12 protein-coding genes are annotated in these 18,513 nt (G+C 72.0%); 8 read left to right on the top strand and 4 right to left on the bottom strand.

Going from position 1 to position 18,513, the window contains the following annotated elements; genetic code table 11:
- Both ACYVLT_RS03195 and ACYVLT_RS03190 read left to right on the top strand, forming a co-directional pair.
- Positions 1 to 995: cellulose binding domain-containing protein (locus tag ACYVLT_RS03195; protein ID WP_461118545.1), on the top strand; the 995-nt coding region annotated here is incomplete at its 5' end.
- Between the two features lie 46 nt (positions 996 to 1,041).
- On the top strand, positions 1,042 to 2,121 hold the full coding sequence (locus ACYVLT_RS03190; protein WP_461118544.1) for a LacI family DNA-binding transcriptional regulator: 1,080 nt from the start codon (positions 1,042 to 1,044) through the stop codon (positions 2,119 to 2,121).
- Here ACYVLT_RS03190 and ACYVLT_RS03185 read toward each other — a convergent pair.
- A complete protein-coding gene (locus ACYVLT_RS03185) occupies positions 2,079 to 3,074 on the bottom strand; it encodes an acetylxylan esterase (protein ID WP_461118543.1) in 996 nt (331 codons plus the stop codon). The genes ACYVLT_RS03190 and ACYVLT_RS03185 overlap by 43 nt on opposite strands.
- 180 nt (positions 3,075 to 3,254) lie before the next feature.
- On the opposite strand from ACYVLT_RS03185, the gene ACYVLT_RS03180 reads away from it, so the two are divergent.
- From ACYVLT_RS03180 to ACYVLT_RS03165, 4 genes are all read left to right on the top strand, one after another.
- Entirely contained in the window at positions 3,255 to 5,396 is a 2,142-nt protein-coding gene (locus ACYVLT_RS03180; protein ID WP_461118542.1) for a glycoside hydrolase family 36 protein, read from the top strand.
- 653 nt (positions 5,397 to 6,049) lie between these two features.
- Positions 6,050 to 7,540, top strand: coding sequence for a non-reducing end alpha-L-arabinofuranosidase family hydrolase (locus ACYVLT_RS03175; RefSeq protein ID WP_461118541.1), 1,491 nt, complete (start codon positions 6,050 to 6,052; stop codon positions 7,538 to 7,540).
- A 144-nt stretch (positions 7,541 to 7,684) separates the two neighbouring features.
- Entirely contained in the window at positions 7,685 to 9,010 is a 1,326-nt protein-coding gene (locus ACYVLT_RS03170) for a CE1 family esterase (protein WP_461118540.1), read from the top strand.
- A gap of 368 nt (positions 9,011 to 9,378) precedes the next feature.
- Positions 9,379 to 11,220 (top strand): RICIN domain-containing protein, encoded by a 1,842-nt coding sequence (locus ACYVLT_RS03165; protein ID WP_461118539.1) that lies wholly within the window; start codon positions 9,379 to 9,381, stop codon positions 11,218 to 11,220.
- Positions 11,221 to 11,380: 160 nt separating this feature from the next.
- Here the strand turns inward: ACYVLT_RS03165 and ACYVLT_RS03160 are convergent, their stop codons facing one another.
- Positions 11,381 to 12,334, bottom strand: a complete 954-nt coding sequence (locus tag ACYVLT_RS03160; RefSeq protein ID WP_461118538.1) for a helix-turn-helix domain-containing protein — start codon at positions 12,332 to 12,334, stop codon at positions 11,381 to 11,383.
- An 84-nt stretch (positions 12,335 to 12,418) separates the two neighbouring features.
- On the opposite strand from ACYVLT_RS03160, the gene ACYVLT_RS03155 reads away from it, so the two are divergent.
- Entirely contained in the window at positions 12,419 to 13,267 is an 849-nt protein-coding gene (locus ACYVLT_RS03155) for a hypothetical protein (RefSeq protein WP_461118537.1), read from the top strand.
- A gap of 85 nt (positions 13,268 to 13,352) precedes the next feature.
- On the opposite strand, the gene ACYVLT_RS03150 is transcribed toward ACYVLT_RS03155, so the two are convergent.
- Entirely contained in the window at positions 13,353 to 14,537 is a 1,185-nt protein-coding gene (locus ACYVLT_RS03150; protein WP_461118536.1) for a hypothetical protein, read from the bottom strand.
- A gap of 138 nt (positions 14,538 to 14,675) precedes the next feature.
- Between ACYVLT_RS03150 and ACYVLT_RS03145 the strand changes: the two genes are divergently transcribed.
- A complete protein-coding gene (locus ACYVLT_RS03145; protein ID WP_461118535.1) occupies positions 14,676 to 17,621 on the top strand; it encodes an AfsR/SARP family transcriptional regulator in 2,946 nt (981 codons plus the stop codon).
- Here ACYVLT_RS03145 and ACYVLT_RS03140 read toward each other — a convergent pair.
- A complete protein-coding gene (locus ACYVLT_RS03140; protein ID WP_461118534.1) occupies positions 17,605 to 18,372 on the bottom strand; it encodes a Calx-beta domain-containing protein in 768 nt (255 codons plus the stop codon). The two genes, ACYVLT_RS03145 and ACYVLT_RS03140, sit on opposite strands and share 17 nt — an antisense overlap.
- Positions 18,373 to 18,513 lie beyond the last annotated feature (141 nt).

The raw sequence follows: 18,513 nt of genomic DNA, 5'->3' as shown, positions 1-18,513 counted from the left end.
GGGGCGACGTGTCGAACATGTGGCGCACCACCGAGGACATCACCAACAAGTGGGACACCGGCCAGACCAACGGCTACCCGATGGGCATCCAGAACATCGTCAACGTCACCGTGCCCCTGGCCTCCTACGCCAAGCCCGGGTCGTTCAACGACATGGACATGCTCGAAGTCGGCCGCGGCGGCATGAACGACACCGAGATGCGCAGCCACTTCGCCCTCTGGGCGATCATGGCCTCGCCCCTCATCGCCGGCAACGACCTGCGCAACATGGACGCCGCCACCCAGACGATCCTGAAGAACCCCAACCTCATCGCCATCAGCCAGGACCCCCTCGGCTTCCAGGCCAGGCAGGTCTCCAACGACGGCACGCGCCGCATCCTGTCCAAGACGCTGAACAACAACCAGGTCGCGGTCGCCCTGTTCAACCAGGGCTCCAGCACGACCACCATCAGCACCGACCGCTGGGCCGTCGGCGGCCTGGAAGGCGTGGACATCTCGGTGCGGGACGCCTGGACGAACGCGGCCGTCCCTACGAACGAGGGCAGGTTCTCCGCCACCGTGCCTCCCCACGGCACCGCCGTCTACGTGGTCAAGGGCTCCGGTTTCCCGACGAGCACCACCACTACCACCACCACCACGACGACGACCACCACGACGACCACGACGCAGCAGCCGGGCGACTCCTGCCGGATCACCAACACCGTCAACGCCTGGGGCAACGGTCTGACCTCGGACATCACCATCACCAACACCGGGTCCGCGCCCATCAGCGGCTGGTCGCTGGCGTTCACCCTGCCGGGAGGCCAGAACATCACCTCCGGTTGGAACGCGAGCTACTCGCCGTCCTCCGGGCAGGTGACGGCCAGGAACGTCTCCTACAACGGCAACATCGCACCCGGCGGGTCGGTGAGCATCGGCTTCCAGGCCACCCACACCGGCAACGCGGCCAAACCGACTTCATACACCCTCAACGGCGCTACCTGCACCAGCGCCTGACCGCCGGCGCGGAGCAGCGCGCGAGCACCACGTAGATAGGACGGTAGTGGGGAAGAGGACCTTCAACCCGCCGGCGATGGCCGACGTCGCCCGGCTCGCCCAGGTCTCGCACCAGACGGTGTCGCGGGTGCTCAACGGGCACCCGCACGTCCGGGACCAGACCAGGATGCGGGTCCGGGCGGCGATCGACCAGCTGGGCTACCGGCCGAACCGACTGGCCCGCGCGCTGGTGACGGGCCGCTCGCAGCTGATCGGCGTGGTGGCGCAGAACTCCACCCTGTACGGGCCGGTCTCGCTGGTGGCGGCGTTCGAGCAGGCGGCGGCCGAGGTGGGTTTCGTGGTGACCGCGCACCGGGTGGACGTGGCCGACCGCGGGTCGGTCACGAGTGCGTTGGAGTGGCACCGCGACCAGCGGGTGGCGGGCATCGTCGTCATCGCACCCACCGCCTCGGTGAGCGACGCGATCGACGCCATCCCACCCGGCGTGCCGTTGGTGATGGTGGACGGCGACCCGGAGCGGTCCACCCCGCTGGTGACCGTCGACCAGGCGGCGGGCGCGTACGCCGCGACCCGCCACCTGCTCGACGCGGGCCACCGCACGGTGTGGCACGTGTCCGGTCCGCCGGACTGGTTCGACAGCGCGGGTCGCGTGCGCGGCTGGCGGGCGGCGTTGGCGGACGCGGGTCTGGAGGCGCCGCCGCCGCTGCCCGCGGACTGGAGCGCGGCGGCGGGGTACCGGGCGGGGCAGGAGCTCGCGCGGATGCCCGAGGTGACCGCGGTCTTCGCGGCCAACGACCACCTGGCGCTCGGCATCCTGCGTGCGATGGGCGAGCACGGCAGGCGCGTGCCGCACGACGTGAGCGTGGTCGGCTTCGACGACGTGCCCGAGGCCGGGTACCTGATCCCGGCGTTGACGACCATCCGGCCGGACTTCGACGCCGTCGCCCGGGAGACGCTGGACCTGCTGCTGGCCCAGGTCGGCGACCGCGAGGTCGGCGACTGGCAGCGCACCATCGCACCGACCCTGGTGGAGCGCGACAGCGTCCGCCCGCCGGCGGACGGACGCCCCGAGCAGGAGCCGGGTCAGGCGGACGCGCCCGCCGCCGCGGTGAGCCCGCGCTCGTGAAGCCAGGCCAGTTGCACGGCCGTGTTGGAACCGTAGCCGCCACCGTGGTCGGCGAAGGGCCACACGGTCATCGTCCGCTCGTCGCCCGCGTAGTGGTTGAAGGCGGCGTAGACCGTGGAGGGCGGGCAGATCGGGTCCATCAGGCCGACGCTGAACAACGCCGGCGCCGTCGCCCGCTGGGCGAAGTGCACGCCGTCGAAGTAGGACAGCGTGGCGAAGGTCCGCTCCACGTGCTCGCGGCTGTGCCAGCGCAGGTACTTGGCCAGCTCCGGGTACGGACCCTCGCCGCTGATCTCCGCCGCCCGGCGGAAGTGGCACAGGAAGGGCACGTCCGGCAGGACCGCGGCCACGGCGTCCCGCGCCAGCCCCGCGACGGCGAGCGCGAGGCCGCCGCCCTGGCTCCCGCCGGTGACGATCACCCGTCGGGGGTCCAGCCCGGGCAGGTCGGCGACCGCGTCCACCGCCCGGACGCAGTCGGTGATGAGACGTCGGTAGTAGTAGTGGTCGGGGGAGTCGACACCGCGGGTCATGAAGCCCTCGGCCCACTGCGTGCCGGAGCCCTCGGTCGAGTCCGGGGTGTCGTGGCCCTGGCCGCGGCTGTCCACGACGAGCTGCGCGTACCCGGCGGCGGACCAGAGCAGGTGGTCGGTGGGCAGCCCGCGACCCCCGCTGTAGCCGATGTATGTCACGACCACGGGCAGCGGGCCTTCGGCGCCGCGCGGGCGCAGCAGCCAGGCGGCCACCGGGTCGCCGTTCCAGCCGGGGAACCGCACGTCGTCCACGTCGACGGTGCGCAGCAGGTGCCGGTCGGTGACCCGCTCGGCCCGCACCGCTCCGTCGCAGGCGCGTGCCGCCGAGAGGGTGCGCTCCCAGAAGGCGTCGAAGTCCTCCGGAGGGCTGGCGTCCGGGCGGTAGTGGGCCAGTTCGTCGTGCGGCGAGTCCGTCAGGGGCATCGGGGAGTCCTCCGGGTGGCACGCGGGCGGTGAAGCGCTTCGACGTTCGCACGTGTCCGCCGAGTATGTCAATCGTGTGACGGCAAGGAGTGTTCGCGCTGTTGAAGGCCTTGTTGAAGGTCGATGTGCGTGGTTAGTCTCGACGGGACAGGTCAAGCGCTTCGACACCGGGGGCTCGTCGTGACCAGCGAACCGCAGACGATCCAGTGGGGCCACGAGACCCTGGCCGCCGAGTTCGACCTCACCGAGGACGGCGTCATCCGACTGGCCCGGCTCGGCTCGCCCGGTGACACCGCCGATGAGCACCACCCCGGCGCGGCGGTGCCGCTGGTGGCCGTGACCGCGGTGGACCACGGCCGCCGGTGGTCGGGCAACCGCTTCATCCACTCCACGATCGGCGAGAGGCTCCGCTACCGGACGCACCGCTCGACCCACGAGGACGGTTGGCACACGCTCGCCGTCGAACTCGGCGATCCGGAGACCGGCCTGGTCGCCGAGGTGGTCTACGGCTCGCCGGACGGCGTCCCCGCGCTGCGCGGTCAGGTCGTCCTGCGCAACGAGGGCGACACCACCCTGCGCCTGCAGGCGGTCAGCTCGCTCGCGCTGGGTGGCCTCACGCCGGCGCGGGCGGAGGCGCTGGACGACGCCGACCTGCTGTGGGCGGACAACGACTGGTTCGCCGAGTGCCGCTGGCAGCGCCGACCGCTGCGGCTGACCTCGCCCGCCCTCACCAAGCGCGTGCGGATGTCCAACGGTCGGGGCGCGTTCGTGCTGGCAGGCCAGGGCGCCTGGTCCAGTTGCGGTCAACTGCCGATGGGTGGTCTGGTCGACCGCCGGACCGGTCGGGCGTGGGTGTGGCAGGTCGAGCACAACGGTGGCGGCTGGCGCTGGGAGTGCGGCGAACGCGAGGAGTCCGCCTACCTGGCGGTCTTCGGTCCCTGCGACGGCCACCACGGCTGGCACCACGCCCTCGAACCCGGCGCGGAGTTCCGCACCGTGCCCGCGTCCCTCGCGTTCGGCTCCGACGGCGGGACCGACGTCGCCTTCGCCGCGCTGACCGACTACCGCCGTGCGACGCGCCGACCGCACCCCGACCACGAGCGCCTGCCGGTCATCTTCAACGACTACATGAACTGCCTGATGGGCGACCCCACCACCGCCAAGCTGCGGCCCCTGGTCGACGCCGCGGCCGATGCGGGTGCGGAGTACTTCGTCATCGACGCCGGCTGGTACGCCGAAGAGGCCGAGAACTGGTGGGACTCGGTCGGGCTCTGGGAGGCGTCCCGCTCCCGCTTCCCCGGGCCGCGAGGTCTCCACGACGTGCTGGACCGCATCCGGGACCGCGGCATGGTCCCCGGTCTGTGGCTGGAACCGGAGGTGATCGGGGTCTGCAGCAGCGTTGCCGACGCGTTGCCCGAGGAGGCGTTCTTCCGGCGTGACGGCGTGCGCGTCGTCGAATCGGGCCGCTACCACCTCGACCTGCGCCACCCCGCCGCCCGCGCCCACCTCGACGCGGTGGTGGACCGCCTGGTCGGCGAGTGGGGCGTCGGCTACCTCAAGCTGGACCACAACGTCGACGTCGGCGTCGGCACCAGTGGCCACCCCGGCGAGAGCCCGGGCGCCGGCCTGCTCGGCCACAACCGCGCCCAGCTGGATTGGCTCGACGGCGTCCTGGACCGCCACCCGCACCTGGTCGTGGAGAACTGCGCCTCCGGTGGCATGCGGATGGACCACGCGCTGTTGTCCCGGTTGCAGGTGCAGTCCACCAGCGACCAGGAGGACCTGGCGCTCTACGCACCCATCGCGGCCGCCGCGCCCACCGCGGTCACCCCGGAGCAGGGCGCGGTCTGGGCCTACCCGCGGCCGGAGGACTCGCTGGACGAAGTCGCCTTCACCATGGTCAACGCGCTCCTGGGCCGGGTGCACCTGTCCGGGCGGATCACGGAACTCGGCCCCGAGGCCCGTGCCCTCGTGCACGAGGCCGTGACCGTGTACAAGAGCATCCGCGCCGACCTGCCGCGGGCCGTGCCGGCCTGGCCGCTGGGACTGCCCGCCTGGGACGACCCGTGGATCGCCCTCGCCCTGCGCACAACCGACACCACGTACCTCACCGCGTGGCGGCGACCCGGCACCGGGGACACCGCGACGCTGCGACTGCCACACCTGCGGGGCACGGGCGTCGTGGTCGACCTGCTCTACCCCGGCGCCGCTCGGGCCGTCACGACGTGGCATCCCGAGACGGCCGAACTCGCGCTCACCATGCCGGCGGCGCCGTCGGCCGTGTCGTTGCGCCTGAGGCGTTCCCCTGCGAGCGCCCAGTAGCCGGAGCCCCAGTAGCGGGACACCCGGTAGCCGGTCGTCGCGGTAGCGGAGTATCGCGGTCGCGAGCAGTTCACGAGACCGTGGTGTTTGCGCTAACAATTCTGCTCACCGTGCAGTCTTTGTTCATTGACCTGAACAGCACGATCGCCTCGAAGGTGCAATCTGATCACCGCCTATCCGCTGCGGTCAGTCGATTGCGTTCGATAACACGGCGGTGACCGGCGAAAAGTGAGCGCTAACAGTTTTAGCTTCCTTGAGCGTTGACCGCCGCTGCGGGTGCCGGCTAGATTGGCTCGAAAGTAGTGGTCTCTGCACCGAAAGTTTCGAACCCTGTCGGTCGGGCAACTCCGCCGCGGCCGTCCGTCAACGACGACGATGGGGACACGGATGCGATCGCCTCCTGCGCCGTGCGCGTTCGACGCGCACCCCTCCTCCGGGCTCTCCCGATCAACCCGTCGGGGTCAGCCCTGGTGTCGTCGGCCGATCGTGCCCGGCGCGGTGCCCGCCCTCGGACCGGCCCGGCTCCCCGGCGCGCGACCCTCCATTGAGGACGGTCTGGTCGCGCGGGTCGATCCGGTGCGCCTCCCTCGATCCGGTCCCCGCGCGAGTCCGTGAGCAGGCTCCGGCACGATCACGCTCAGGAAGGCGAAGTCATGCTCTTGTCACGGCGTTTCAGGTCGAGGCGGGCCAAGCTGGCCATCGCGGCGTTCACACCGGTGGTCGCCCTGTCCGCGCTCGCGGGGGTGTCGGTGCCGGCCTCCGCCGCACCGGGCTGCTCGGTCGTCTACTCCGCACCGTCCCAGTGGCCGGGCGGGTTCACCGCGAACGTGTCCATCACCAACCTCGGCGACGCGGTCGACGGGTGGACGCTGACGTGGTCCTACCCGGCCGGGCAGAAGGTGACCCAGGCGTGGAGCGCCACGGTGTCGCAGGCGGGGGACCAGGTCAGCGCGCGGAACGTCGGCTACAACGGGTCGATCCCGACCGGTGGCCGGGCCGAGTTCGGCTTCAACGGGTCGTGGACCGGCAGCAACCCCGCGCCGACCGCGTTCTCGTTGAACGGCACGGTGTGCACCGGTGAGATCGGACCCACGACCACGACGACGACCAGCACCACCAGCAGTAGCACCACCACGAGTACGACCACCAGCACCACGACCACCACGACGACTACGCCGTCGGGGAACCTGCCGTCGAGTTTCCGGTGGTCGTCCACGGGCGCGATCATCGGTCCGAAGCCGGATTCGAGTCATGCCAACGTGGCGGTGAAGGACCCCAGCGTGGTGTACCACGGTGGTAAGTGGCACGTGTTCGCGTCGACCTACACCACCGGCTACAACCTGATGTACACCAGTTTCAGCGACTGGTCGCAGGCGTCGTCGGCGCCGCACACCTACCTGGACACCACCGCGATCGGCGGCGGGTACAAGGCGGCGCCGCACGTGTTCTTCTTCGCGCCGCAGAACCTGTGGTACCTGGTCTACCAGACCGGCGACAACGCCTCGTACTCCACCACGACCGACATCGCCAACCCCCGCTCGTGGAGCGCGCCCAAGAAGTTCTACGCCAACGGGATGCCGCAGATCATCCGCGACAACATCGGCCCCGGCTACTGGGTCGACTTCTGGGTCGTCTGCGACACCGCCAAGTGCTACCTGTTCTCCTCCGACGACAACGGTCACCTCTACCGCTCCGAGACCACGGTCGCGAACTACCCCAACGGCTTCACCAACACCGTGATCGCCATGCGGGACTCCGACAAGAACCGCCTGTTCGAGGCGTCCAACGTCTACAAGATCGCGGGCAAGAACCAGTACCTCCTCGTGCACGAGGCCATCGGCACCGACGGCCGCCGCTACTTCCGCACCTGGACCGCACCCGCCATCACCGGACCGTGGACCGCCCTGGCCGACACGGAGGCCAACCCCTTCGCCCGGCACAACAACGTCACGTTCCCGGGCGGTGCCTGGACCCGGGACATCAGCCACGGCGAGATGCTGCGCTCCGGCTCCGACCAGACCATGGAGATCAGTCCCTGCCACCTCCGCTTCCTCTACCAGGGCATGGATCCCAACGCGGGTGGCGACTACAACCGCCTGCCCTGGCGGCTCGGCCTGCTCACCCAGACCAACTCCCCCTGCTGACACCGGACCCGGGCGCGGGACGTCACGACGAGGTCCCGCGCCCACCGGACGCACCTGATCACTTCCGCCGCCGCCGGGTGGTCGGCCTCCGCGGTGACCGCCCACCCACGCACTCGATGTCCGAACGGCAGAAAAGAGTCCTTGATGATCACGCGTAGGCTTCTCGGGCCCGCGCTCGCCGCGGTGCTCCTCACCGCGGCGGCGACCGGCACGGCGTTGAGCGGAGGGCTGGGCGAGACCGCGCCGGCCTCGAACGTCGGCGCGCTCGCGTCGAGCGCCGGCTGCGGCAAGGCGCCGACGTTGCGCAGTGGCAGCCACACGATCCAGAGCGGCGGGAAGAGCCGCAGCTTCATCCTGCGTGTACCCGACGGCTACGACAACACGCGCCCGTACCGGTTGATCTTCGGGTTCCACTGGCGGGGCGGGACGATGAACGACGTCTCCTCCGGCGGCACCAGTGGGACCGCGTGGTCGTACTACGGGATGCAGGAGCAGTCGAACAACAGCGCGATCCTGGTCGCCCCGCAGGGCCTGGGCAACGGCTGGGCGAACTCCGGTGGCGAGGACGTCACCTTCACCGACGACATGATCAGGCGGATCGAGAGCGACCTGTGCGTGGACACGGCGCTGCGGTTCGCGATGGGCTTCAGCTACGGCGGCGGCATGAGCTACGCGCTCGCGTGTGCCCGGGCGACGGTGTTCCGGGCCGTGGTGGTGTACGCGGGCGCCCAGCTGAGCGGGTGCAGCGGCGGAACCCAACCGATCGCCTACTTCGGCATGCACGGCTTGACCGACAACGTGCTCAACATCTCGATGGGGCGTTCGCTGCGGGACAAGTTCGTCGCCAACAACGGCTGCACGCCGCAGAGCCCGCGTGAACCGGCGCAGGGCAGCATGTCCCACATCACGACGACGTACTCGTGCCGGGCGGGGTACCCGGTGCAGTGGGCCGCCTTCGACAACGGCCACATGCCCGGTCCCGTGGACGGCACCTACGCCGAGAGCGGCATCCGGACCTGGACCAAGGGCGAGGCGTGGAAGTTCATCTCGCAGTTCCAGGGCGCCCCCGGCACCACGACGACCACCACGTCCACGACGACTACCACCACCACCTCCACCACGACGACCACGACGACCACGAACCCGCCCGGTGACGGCTGCAAGGTGACCGACACCGTCAACGCCTGGGGCAACGGTTTGACCTCGGACATCACCATCACCAACACCGGGTCCGCGCCCATCAGCGGCTGGTCGCTGGCGTTCACACTGCCGGGAGGCCAGAACATCACCTCCGGTTGGAACGCGAGCTACTCGCCGTCCTCCGGGCAGGTGACGGCCAGGAACGTCTCCTACAACGGCAACATCGCACCCGGCGGGTCGGTGAGCATCGGCTTCCAGGCCACCCACACCGGCAACGCAGGCGAACCGTCCTCGTTCACCCTCAACGGCGCGGCCTGCACGGTCGCCTGACCCACCGGCGCGGGCCCGGCCGGTGAACCCGGACCGGCGCCCACGCCACGGGTTCCGCCAGAACACCACCGCAGGAGCCGCCGTCGCGGACCGGCCGGTGCGAGGCAACCAGCCCGCACCGGCCGGCCGCACGGCGGCTCCTGCGGTTTCGCGCTCGCCCACCCGTCCGCACGTAGTCGAACCGGTTCGGTCGATCTCGCCCGCGACGATCCAGGCAACCGTTGCATCCCTGACAGGACTGCGCGTACGGTGATCCCTGTCACTCGAATCGGTTCGACCTCCCCCCGGTGGTCCGATCGACCTGGGCCGACCGCATCCACGACGGAGTCCGGGAACCGCGGCCACCAACCCTGCACCAGGAGTCTCCTGTGGACACCACACCCCCGAGGCGGCGCCCTCGCCGCCGCGGCCTTGCCGGCCTGTTCGCCGTCGGCACCTTGGTCGCCTCGTCCCTGATCACGATGACCGGTCCCGCCCAGGCCGGTGACGAGTCGATCGCGGTCGACTTCTCCGTGGCGGGCGGTTCCCCGACCTACCGGGCGTCCGGCTGGATCTACGGCATGTCCGAGGACGCCTCGGCGCCCGCGGACAACTTCTTCCGCGACGTGAAGTTCCGGTACATGCGTGCCGGTGGCGCGCAGCTCGACAGCCCCGGTGGCTGGGTGTCGGGCAAGTACGACCGCAGGTGGAACGCGACCCGCGCCCAGCTGTTGCGCACCCGGTCGCTGGGCGGCGAGTTCATCCTGCTGCCCCACGACCTGTGGGGTGCCGACGGCTACCCGATCTCCCGGTTCCCGGGCGACAACGGCAACTGGACCGACTACGACAACTTCCTCACCCGGTTGATCAACGACGTGCGGGCCACCGGAGCGCCGGTGCAGTGGGACATCTGGAACGAGCCCAACATCACGCTGTTCTGGAACCGCCCGCAGGCGCAGTACTTCGAGCTCTGGCGGCGCTCGTACCAGCGCATCCGCGCCGCGTTCCCCACGCACCTGATCGTCGGCCCGAGCTGCGCGTGCGTCCCGTCGACCTCCGGGTGGTGGACGCAGTACCTGGACTTCGTCAAGGCCAACAACGTCGTGCCCGACATCATCAGCTGGCACTCCCTGCCGGGCGACCCGGTCGCGAACGTGGCGACGGCCAACGCCACCCTCGACGCGCGCGGCATCCCGCACCCGCGCCCGTACCAGATCAACGAGTACGGCGCGTCCAACGAGCAGAACCCCGGTGACGGCTCCTGGTACATCGCCCGACTGGAGCGAGCCGGAGCCGACGGCCTGCGCGCCAACTGGGCCAGCGCCGGGAACCTGCACAACGACCTCGGCAACCTGCTGGTCCGCGACTCGGCGGGCCGGCACCAGCCTAAGGGCGAGTGGTGGGTCTACCGGTTCTACGGCTCCCAGACCGGTCAGATCGCCTCGGTCACGCCCAGCCAGTCCTACGACGCGTTCGCGACGAAGGCGCCGGGTGAGGCCAAGGTGCTGGTCGGTGGTGGTCGCACGACCGGCAACATCGCGGTCTCCCTCCGGCGCCTGGACGCCACCGAGGGCCTCGTGGTGAACAACCAGGTGCGGGTGCTCGCCGAGCGCATCCCGCACAACGGCGGCGGGGCGGTCCAGGGCCCGGTCACCGTGCTGAACACGATCGTGACCCTGGCCGGCAACGCCACCACGGTGAACCTGCCGCACTCCAACGTCGACGACTCGTTCACCATCACGGTCCTGCCGCCCTCGGGCACCGGTGACGGCTCCTTCCAGTCCACCGCGGTCGTCCAGCACTCGCAGCAGTGCCTGACCAACCCCAACCGCAGCACCGCCGACGGCACCCAGCAGCGGCAGTCGTCCTGCGGCACCGGTGACGAGCAGCGGTGGAACTTCGCCCCGGTGGCCGGGCTCGCCGACACCTTCACGGTCGTCAACCAGCAGTCGGGCAAGTGCCTGGACGTCAACGCGGCCTCCACCGCGGACGGCGCCGCGGTCATCCAGTGGGCCTGCAACAGCGGTGCCAACCAGCAGTTCACCCTGCGGAAGGTCACCTACGCCGGCAACGACCCGGACGACCACCAGCTCGTCGCCCGGCACAGCGGCAAGTGCGTCGACGTCAACGGTGTCTCCACCGCGCAGGGCGCCGTGGTCCACCAGTGGACCTGCAACCCCGTGACCCAGGGCAGCCCGCTCAACCAGACCTGGCGACTGGCCGGTCGCTAGCCCCGCACGCGGTCGTTCTGCCCGACCCCGCACCGGTCACGGCTGGGGTCGGGCAGAACCACCGCGTCGCGGCTGGTCGCACCCGCGGCGGGTGCTCGACCGGCTGATCCTCTGGAGGCTGGCGGCGCGGGATCTCGGTGCGGCAACTCAGCGCGGCAACTCAACGCACCGTTCGGAACGCCCGGCGGTGGTCGGTCGGTGTGATGCCGCGGCGGTCGGTGAAGTGGTGCCGCAGCGTGTCCGGACTGCCCAGGCCCGCTCGGGCGGCGACGGTGTCCACGGTCAGCTCGGTGGTCTCCAGCAACCGTTCGGCCAGGTTCAGCCGTTGGTCGAGGATCCAGCGGTGCGGCGTGGTGCCGGTGGCGGCGCGGAACCTGCGGGCGAACGTGCGGGGTGACATGTGCACGCGTGCGGCCAGGGCGTCGACGGGGAGCGGTCGGTCGAGGTTGCGCTGGACCCAGTCCAGCAGCCGGGCCAGGTCGTCGTGGTCGGCCCGGGCGGGCACGGGGGTCTCGACGTACTGGGCCTGGTCGCCCGAGCGGTGTGGCGGCACCACCATGCGCCGGGCCAGCGAGTTGGCCGACTCCGCGCCGAACTCCCGCCGCACCACGTGCAGGCACGCGTCGATGCCTGCGGCCGCGCCCGCGCTGGTGACGATCGGGCCGTCCTCGACGTAGAGGGCGTCCGCGTCCACCCGGACCCGCGGGTGGCGGCGGGCCAGCAGCCGGGCGAACTGCCAGTGCGTCGTGGCGCGGCGGCCGTCCAGCAGCCCGGCTCCGGCCAGCGCGAAGGCGCCGGTGCACACGGAGACCAGCAGCGCGCCCCGGTCGACCGCCGCGCGCAGGGCGTCGGCGAGCCCCGGCGGCACCGGTGCGTCGACGTCCCAGGCGGGCAGGGTGACCACGTCGGCTTCGGCCACGCGGTCCAGGCCGTGCTCGACGTCCAGCGCGAAGCCCGAGGTCGTCGGGATCCGGCCGGGCGCGGGAGCGCACACCTCGAAGGTGAAGGCGGGCAGCCCGCAGTCGGTGCGGTCCAGCCCGAAGACCTGGCACACCAGGCCCAGTTCGAAGACCGCCGCCCGCTCGCCGACCACGGCCACCACGTTCCGGATCACGCCCACGAGTATGGCAGAAACCTCCGGAACCCTGGCATTCCTGCCACTCACCGCGGTCCGCACCGCGGTATCAGGCTTGCCGTCATGAGCTATTTCCCGGGCAATCGCCCCTACACCGTCGTCGCGTCCGCGCCGGGCGTCGGTCCGCACCAGTGGGCCGGTGCTCCGTGCGCCGTGTTGGACGACGACGGCTCGATCGTGCTCGCCTACCGCGTGCGCGGCGACGGCGACCACAACGTCATCGCGCGGTCGGCCGACGGCGAGAACTTCACCACGGTCGCGACGATCACCAGGGACCGCTTCGGCGCCGCCATGCTCGAACGGCCCGCGCTGGTGCGCACCGAGAGCGGGGCGTGGCGGCTCTACGTCTGCTGCGCGGAGCCCGGGACGCCGCGGTGGTGGATCGACGCCGTCGAGGCGCCGACGCTGCGGGCCCTGCCCCACGCGCCGATCACGCGGATCTTCTCCGGCGACCCGGTCACGGCCGTCAAGGACCCGGTGGTGCGCCGCACCGCCGAGGGTTGGGAGGCGTGGATCTGCTGTCACGCCCTGGACATCCCGGGCGAGGAGGACCGGATGAGCACCGCGTACGCGACCAGCGCCGACGGGCTCGGTTGGACGTGGCGCGGCACGGTGCTGAGCGGCCGACCGGGGGAGTGGGACGCCCGCGGTGCCCGGTTGACCGCGGTGCTGCCCGACGGCCGCGCCTTCTACGACGGCCGCGCCACCCCGGCGGAGAACTGGTTCGAGCGCACCGGGCTGGCCGCGCCGGTCGGCGGCCGGTTGGTCGCCGTGCCGGACGCGCCGGTGGTGGACGTCCGGTACGTGGACGTCCTGCGGCTCCCGGACGGCGGGTGCCGGCTCTACTACGAGGCCCGGTTGCCGGACGCGAGCCACGAACTGCGGACGGAGTTCATCCCCGGTGCGGGTTGACGCGGCGCGCCACGCGGGCGGGAAGTGGTGTGGCGCAGGCGAAAGCTCCCCCGGCCGCGCGCCGGGGGAGCCCTTCGGTGGCAGCTCAGGCGTTGACCTGCCAGTGCACGTTCACCCGGTAGTCGCCCCCGTGCCCGACGAACCGCATCTCGGTGGTGGGCAGCCGGTGGTCGGTCCAGCCGAGGTCCGCCGCCTGCCGGTACAGGAACTCGTACCGGTGCGGGAGGCGGACGACCGCGGTCCGCGCGTCGAACAGGTCGTCCTCGAACATGCCGATGAACCACCGCACGGCCTCGTCGACGATCCAGCCGACGACCTGACCGATGAGCTCGCCGATCACCTCGCCCAGGGACGGGGACACGACGGCCGCGGTGCCCTGCACGACCACCCTCCGCACCTGTTCGGCGACCTTGGCCCAGGCCGAGTGCAGGGCGCTCGCGAAACCGCCGTGGTCCTCCTCGGCCATCATCACCACGGCCACGTACGTGCGCGGCCAGGTCCCGGTCGTGGTGAGCGAGGACCGGCTGAACAACCGGCCCGGCGCGGTGTAGTCGACGGCCTCACCGGCGTCGAAGTCGCCGCTCACCAGCCACGGGCTGACCTTCCTGGTCACACCGGCCGGGTCGATCTGCATGCCGCCCATCAGGATCTCGTCGCTGTCGCTCCACTCGTCGGTCTCCTCGATCGCCCGCACCCGGTCGATCCGGAAGTCCAGCGACGTCAACCTCGGCGTGGTGGCGAGGTCGATCGACCGCTCCCGGGCCTTGCGCTGCGCGTCGGTCTCCTGCGCCTTGTCCTCCCGTGCGAGCTCCTGGGCGCGCGCCGCGGCTGCGGCCGCCAGCGCGCTCCAGTCCACCTGCACCGAGCGGAACGCGCCGGCGAAGCCGAGCGCCCGGAACTGGTCCGCGGTCAGCGAACCGTGCCTGCCGAACTGCGCGACCCTGGTGTTCGCCGACGCGGTCACGAGCTGCTTGGCCGTCGCGACGATCGGGGCGCGGTCGGCCGCGGGCAGGGACAGCAGGCCCTCCTTCAGGTCGGCCTCGACGGTCCCGGCCGCGTAGGACCTGCCCAGGTCGGCCGCCACGGCCGCGAACGAGTACCGGAAGGCGTGGTTCGCGTCCCGGGTCAGCGAGAAGACCTGCGGGTTGCCCTGCTCCGGCGAGACCGGTCCGGGCGTCGGCGGCAGCTGGGAGTCGGCCGCCGCGATCCGGGCCTGCGAGATCGCCTGCCCGGGCCCGGCGAGCGTGGCGGCGATCACCAGCAGTGGCACGGCGATGGTGCGCCGCAATCGATATCCGGTACGGGCTCCGTCGTTCATCCGGGTACCTTCCCCCTTGTGGACGATCAGGTTGACCGTCGTGGGGACAGGTCTACCGACGGGGGGCTGTCGTCCGGCTGTGAGCCGGTTGTGGGGCGGATCGCGGTGCTGGGACCGGTCGAGGCAGTCGGCCCGCTCGGCCCCGCCGCGCTGGTCGGCACGAGGCAGCGGGCGGTGCTCGGGGTGCTGGCCCTGCACGCCGGCGCCGTGCTGCCGTTCACCCGGCTCGTGGACGTGCTGTGGGGCGACGACCCGCCGCGCACCGCGATCAAGACCCTGCACAGCCACGTCGCCCGCATCCGCCGGGCGTTGGCCGACTGCGGGCTGCCCGACGTGCTGCTCACCAGGGAACCCGGCTACCTGCTGACCGGCGTCGAGGTCGACGCGCGGCGGTTCGAGGAACTGCTGCGGGCCGGTCGGGCGGAGCGGTCGCCGCGGCGCGCGGCCGAGCTGCTGCGCGCCGCGGCCCAGCTGTGGCGCGGTGACGCGCTCGCCGACGCGGAACCGGCCGGGTGGGCGCTGCGGGACGTGGAGCGGCTGCGCGAACTGCGGTCGGCGACCCTGGAAGACCTGTGGGACGCCGAGTTGCGCGCCGGCGGCCACGAGGCGGCGGTGGTGGAGCTGCCCGCGCTGCTGGCCGCCAACCCCACCAGCGAACGCCTGACCCGGCTGCACATGCTCGCCCTGTACCGGTCCGGCAGGCACGTCGACGCGTTGGACGCCTTCCGGCGGCTGCGCGAGCAGCTCGCCGACGAGTTCGGTGTCGACCCCGGCCCCGAGCTGGTGGAGCTGCACACCGCGATCCTGCGCCGCGACCCGGACCTGGACCCGCCGGTCGCCCGCGCGCCGGCCGAGCTGCCCGCGCGGGTCGGCCACTTCACCGGTCGGGACGACGAGCTGGCCGGGCTCGACCGGCTCCTCGCCGAGGGCGACGACCCGTCGGTGGTGGTGATCTCCGGCCCCGCCGGCATGGGCAAGACGGCGCTGGCGGTGGAGTGGGGCCACCGGATCGCGCACCGGTTCCCCGGCGGACGGCTGTTCCTGGACCTGCGCGGCCACGACCCCGAGCAGGCGTTGTCCGGCGCCCACGCGCTGGCGCATGTGCTGCGCGTGCTGGACGTGCCCGAAGACCACATCCCCGCCGACGAGGCCGAGCGGGTCGCGCTGTACCGGACGCTCGTGCACGACCGGCGGTGCGTGGTCGTGCTGGACAACGCCGGGAACGTGCGGGACGTGGAACCGCTGGTGCCGGGCGGTGGGGCGTCGCTGCTCGTGGTGACGACCAGGCGATCGCCCGCCGCGCTGGCCGCCCGGCACGCGGTCCACCCGGTGCTGCTGGACGCGTTGTCGCACGAAGAGTCCCTGGCGCTGCTGGGCGCCGTGCTGGGGGAGCGGCGGGTCGCGGCCGAGCCGACGGCGGCACGTGAGCTGGCGGCGCTGTGCGGCGGCATGCCGCTGGCGTTGCGCATCGCCGCCGCCCGGCTGCTGGGCAGCCCGAACCGGCGGATCGAGGCGTTGGTGGCCGAGCTGGCCGAGGACCGGCTGGACGGGCTGGAGGTGGAGGGCGACTCGCGGAGCGTGCGCGCGGTGATCGCGGGCGCCTACCGGCCGCTGGCGGAGGAGCAGGCGCGGGTGTTCCGCCGAGCCGCGGTCACGCCGGGCGCGACGTTCACCTCCTGGTTGGCCGCGGCGGTCTCCGAGGTCGAGTCGGCCCGGGCGCCCCTGGCGTCGTTGGCCGCCGCGCACCTGGTGACCGAGCTCGGGCCCCACCGCTTCGGTTTCCACGACCTGATCCGCGAGTACGCCCGCGGCCTGCCGACCGACGACGAGCGGACCGAGGCGGGCGAACGGCTGCTGGACTGGTACACGCAGGCCGCGCACGAGGTGAACCTGGTGGCCAACCCGGCACGCGACCTGGTCCGCCCCGTCATCCGGTACCCGTGGCAGAAGCCGCCGTTCCCCCGGGACCGGCACGCCGCGCTCGCGTTCCTCGAAGGGGAGCGGGAGAACCTGCTGCCCGTGGTGCAGTTCGCCCGCGAGCGGCGCGACCTGACCACCGCCTGGCAGCTGACCTACCTGTTGACCAGCTTCTACGAGGCCACCGGCCACTGGCACGAGCGGGTGGCGATGTGCCGGGTCGCCGTCCGGGCCGCCGCCGAGCTGGGCGACCGGGCCGCCGAGGCGGAGATGCTGCGCGCGCTGGGCGTCGCGCTGTTCATGACCCGCCGGCTGGCGGAGGCCATCGACGCCAACCACCAGGCGCTCGCGATCGTCCGCGACCTCGGCGACCTCGCCGGCGAGGGCCACGTGCACAACAACATCGCCAACGCCCTGGCCGAGCTGCGCCGGTTCGACGAGGCGGTGCCGTCGCACCTGCGCGCCGTGGACTGCTGCGCCCGCGCGGGCAACCCGCTGGGCCGGGCGCTGTCGCAGCGCAACCTCGGTCACACCTACATCCGCATGGGAGACCCGGACGCGAGCCTGGCGCCGCTGCGCGACGCGTTGGAGGCGTTCCGCGAGCTGGGCAACACCAGGTTCGAGGCGGGCACGCTGAACACCCTGGGCGAGGCGCACCTGCGGCGCGGTGAACCGGACGTGGCGTTGCGGGACCTCGACCGCGCCCTGGAGCTGAGCCGCGAGATCGGCGACCGCTGGCTGGAGTGGGAGGTGCTGGCCGACATCGGCGCCGCCCACCTCGACCGCGACGGGCACGGCGTGGCGTTCTTCGAGCAGGCGCTGGCGATCTGCCGCGAGGTGGACGACCGCCACGGCCTGGCCACCGTGCTGAACCTGCTCGGCCGGGCCCACGCGCGGGCCGGTGACCTCGACGCGGCGGCGGGAGCGCTGTCGGCCGCGCTGGCCGAGCGCTCCCGCGTGCCGGACGCCTTCGAGGAAGCGGGCGTGCACCGCGACCTGGCCGACCTGGCCGACCGGCGCGGCGACGGGGCCGCCGCACGACACCACCGGGACCGGGCGACCCGGCTGTACCGGCAGGTGGGTGCGACGGCCGAGGCCGCGGCTACTGACCGGACTTGACCGTCACCGAGCCGTTGCCGCCGACCACCCGACCGGCGGACGTGCTGAGCACTTCGAGCTCGAACACCTCGTCCGGCTCCGGTGACTGGTCGGGCAGCAGCCTGACCGGCACGACCACGCTCGTCACGCCGGGCTTCGCGGTCACCTTCGCCCTGGTGACCACCACGTAGTCCTGACCGCCGATCGCCGTCACGTCGTGCGTGCGGTAGTACAGCGTGACGGGGGCGCGCAGCGGCACGGAGAACCTGATCGGCACCCGGCAGACGTCCGGGACCCAGCAGATCTTCCCGCTGTCGACCTCCGTCTGGACCGGGCGGAGGACCATCCCGTCGTCGTCGCGCAACCACCCGATCGCCACCGGGTCGGTCACGACCACCCCGTTCGCGCCGACCAGGTGCAGTTCCAGCTGCTCGTCGTGCTCGCCCCGGTCGTCGTGGTGCACCGTCACCGTCACCGACCGCGTCGCGGACGAGGTGGCGGTCCACGTCAGGGTGCCCTCCGGGACGGCGGTGAAGTCGCTGCCCGCGGTGGCCGAGGTGCCCTCGACGTAGTAGCGCACCGAGCCGACCGGGTCACAGCCGGCGTCCGCCGTGGCGGTCACCTGGAACACCAGGTGGTTGTCCGTCGTGGTGCCCTCGTACTCGTTGACGTCCTCCGCCGCCACACGGGCGGGCGTGCACTCGGTGGCGTGCGCGGCGGACACGGGAACCAGCACCCCGGCCGCGGCGACCACCGCCAGGACCAGTCTCATCGTGAACTTCATGGGGTGATTCCTAGTACCGGCCGGTTGTGGCCGGGTTGTGGTGCAGGTCAGCGCCGTGCACCGGCGCCGCGGCGGGTGGGGTGGGCGCCGCGCCGAAGACCGCCGAAGACCGTGAACGGCCTTCGGCGG

The organism is Saccharothrix stipae (genome assembly GCF_054781895.1).
This window is presented reverse-complemented; position numbering and strand designations above follow the sequence as displayed.

Excerpts from the sequence above, each read along its gene's own strand:
- ACYVLT_RS03175 (WP_461118541.1), top strand. The coding sequence starts at position 6,050 with ATGCTCTTGTCACGGCGTTTCAGGTCGAGGCGGGCCAAGCTGGCCATC.
- ACYVLT_RS03170 (WP_461118540.1), top strand. The coding sequence starts at position 7,685 with ATGATCACGCGTAGGCTTCTCGGGCCCGCGCTCGCCGCGGTGCTCCTC.
- ACYVLT_RS03140 (WP_461118534.1), bottom strand. The coding sequence starts at position 18,372 with ATGAGACTGGTCCTGGCGGTGGTCGCCGCGGCCGGGGTGCTGGTTCCC.
- ACYVLT_RS03185 (WP_461118543.1), bottom strand. The coding sequence starts at position 3,074 with ATGCCCCTGACGGACTCGCCGCACGACGAACTGGCCCACTACCGCCCG.
- ACYVLT_RS03155 (WP_461118537.1), top strand. The coding sequence starts at position 12,419 with ATGAGCTATTTCCCGGGCAATCGCCCCTACACCGTCGTCGCGTCCGCG.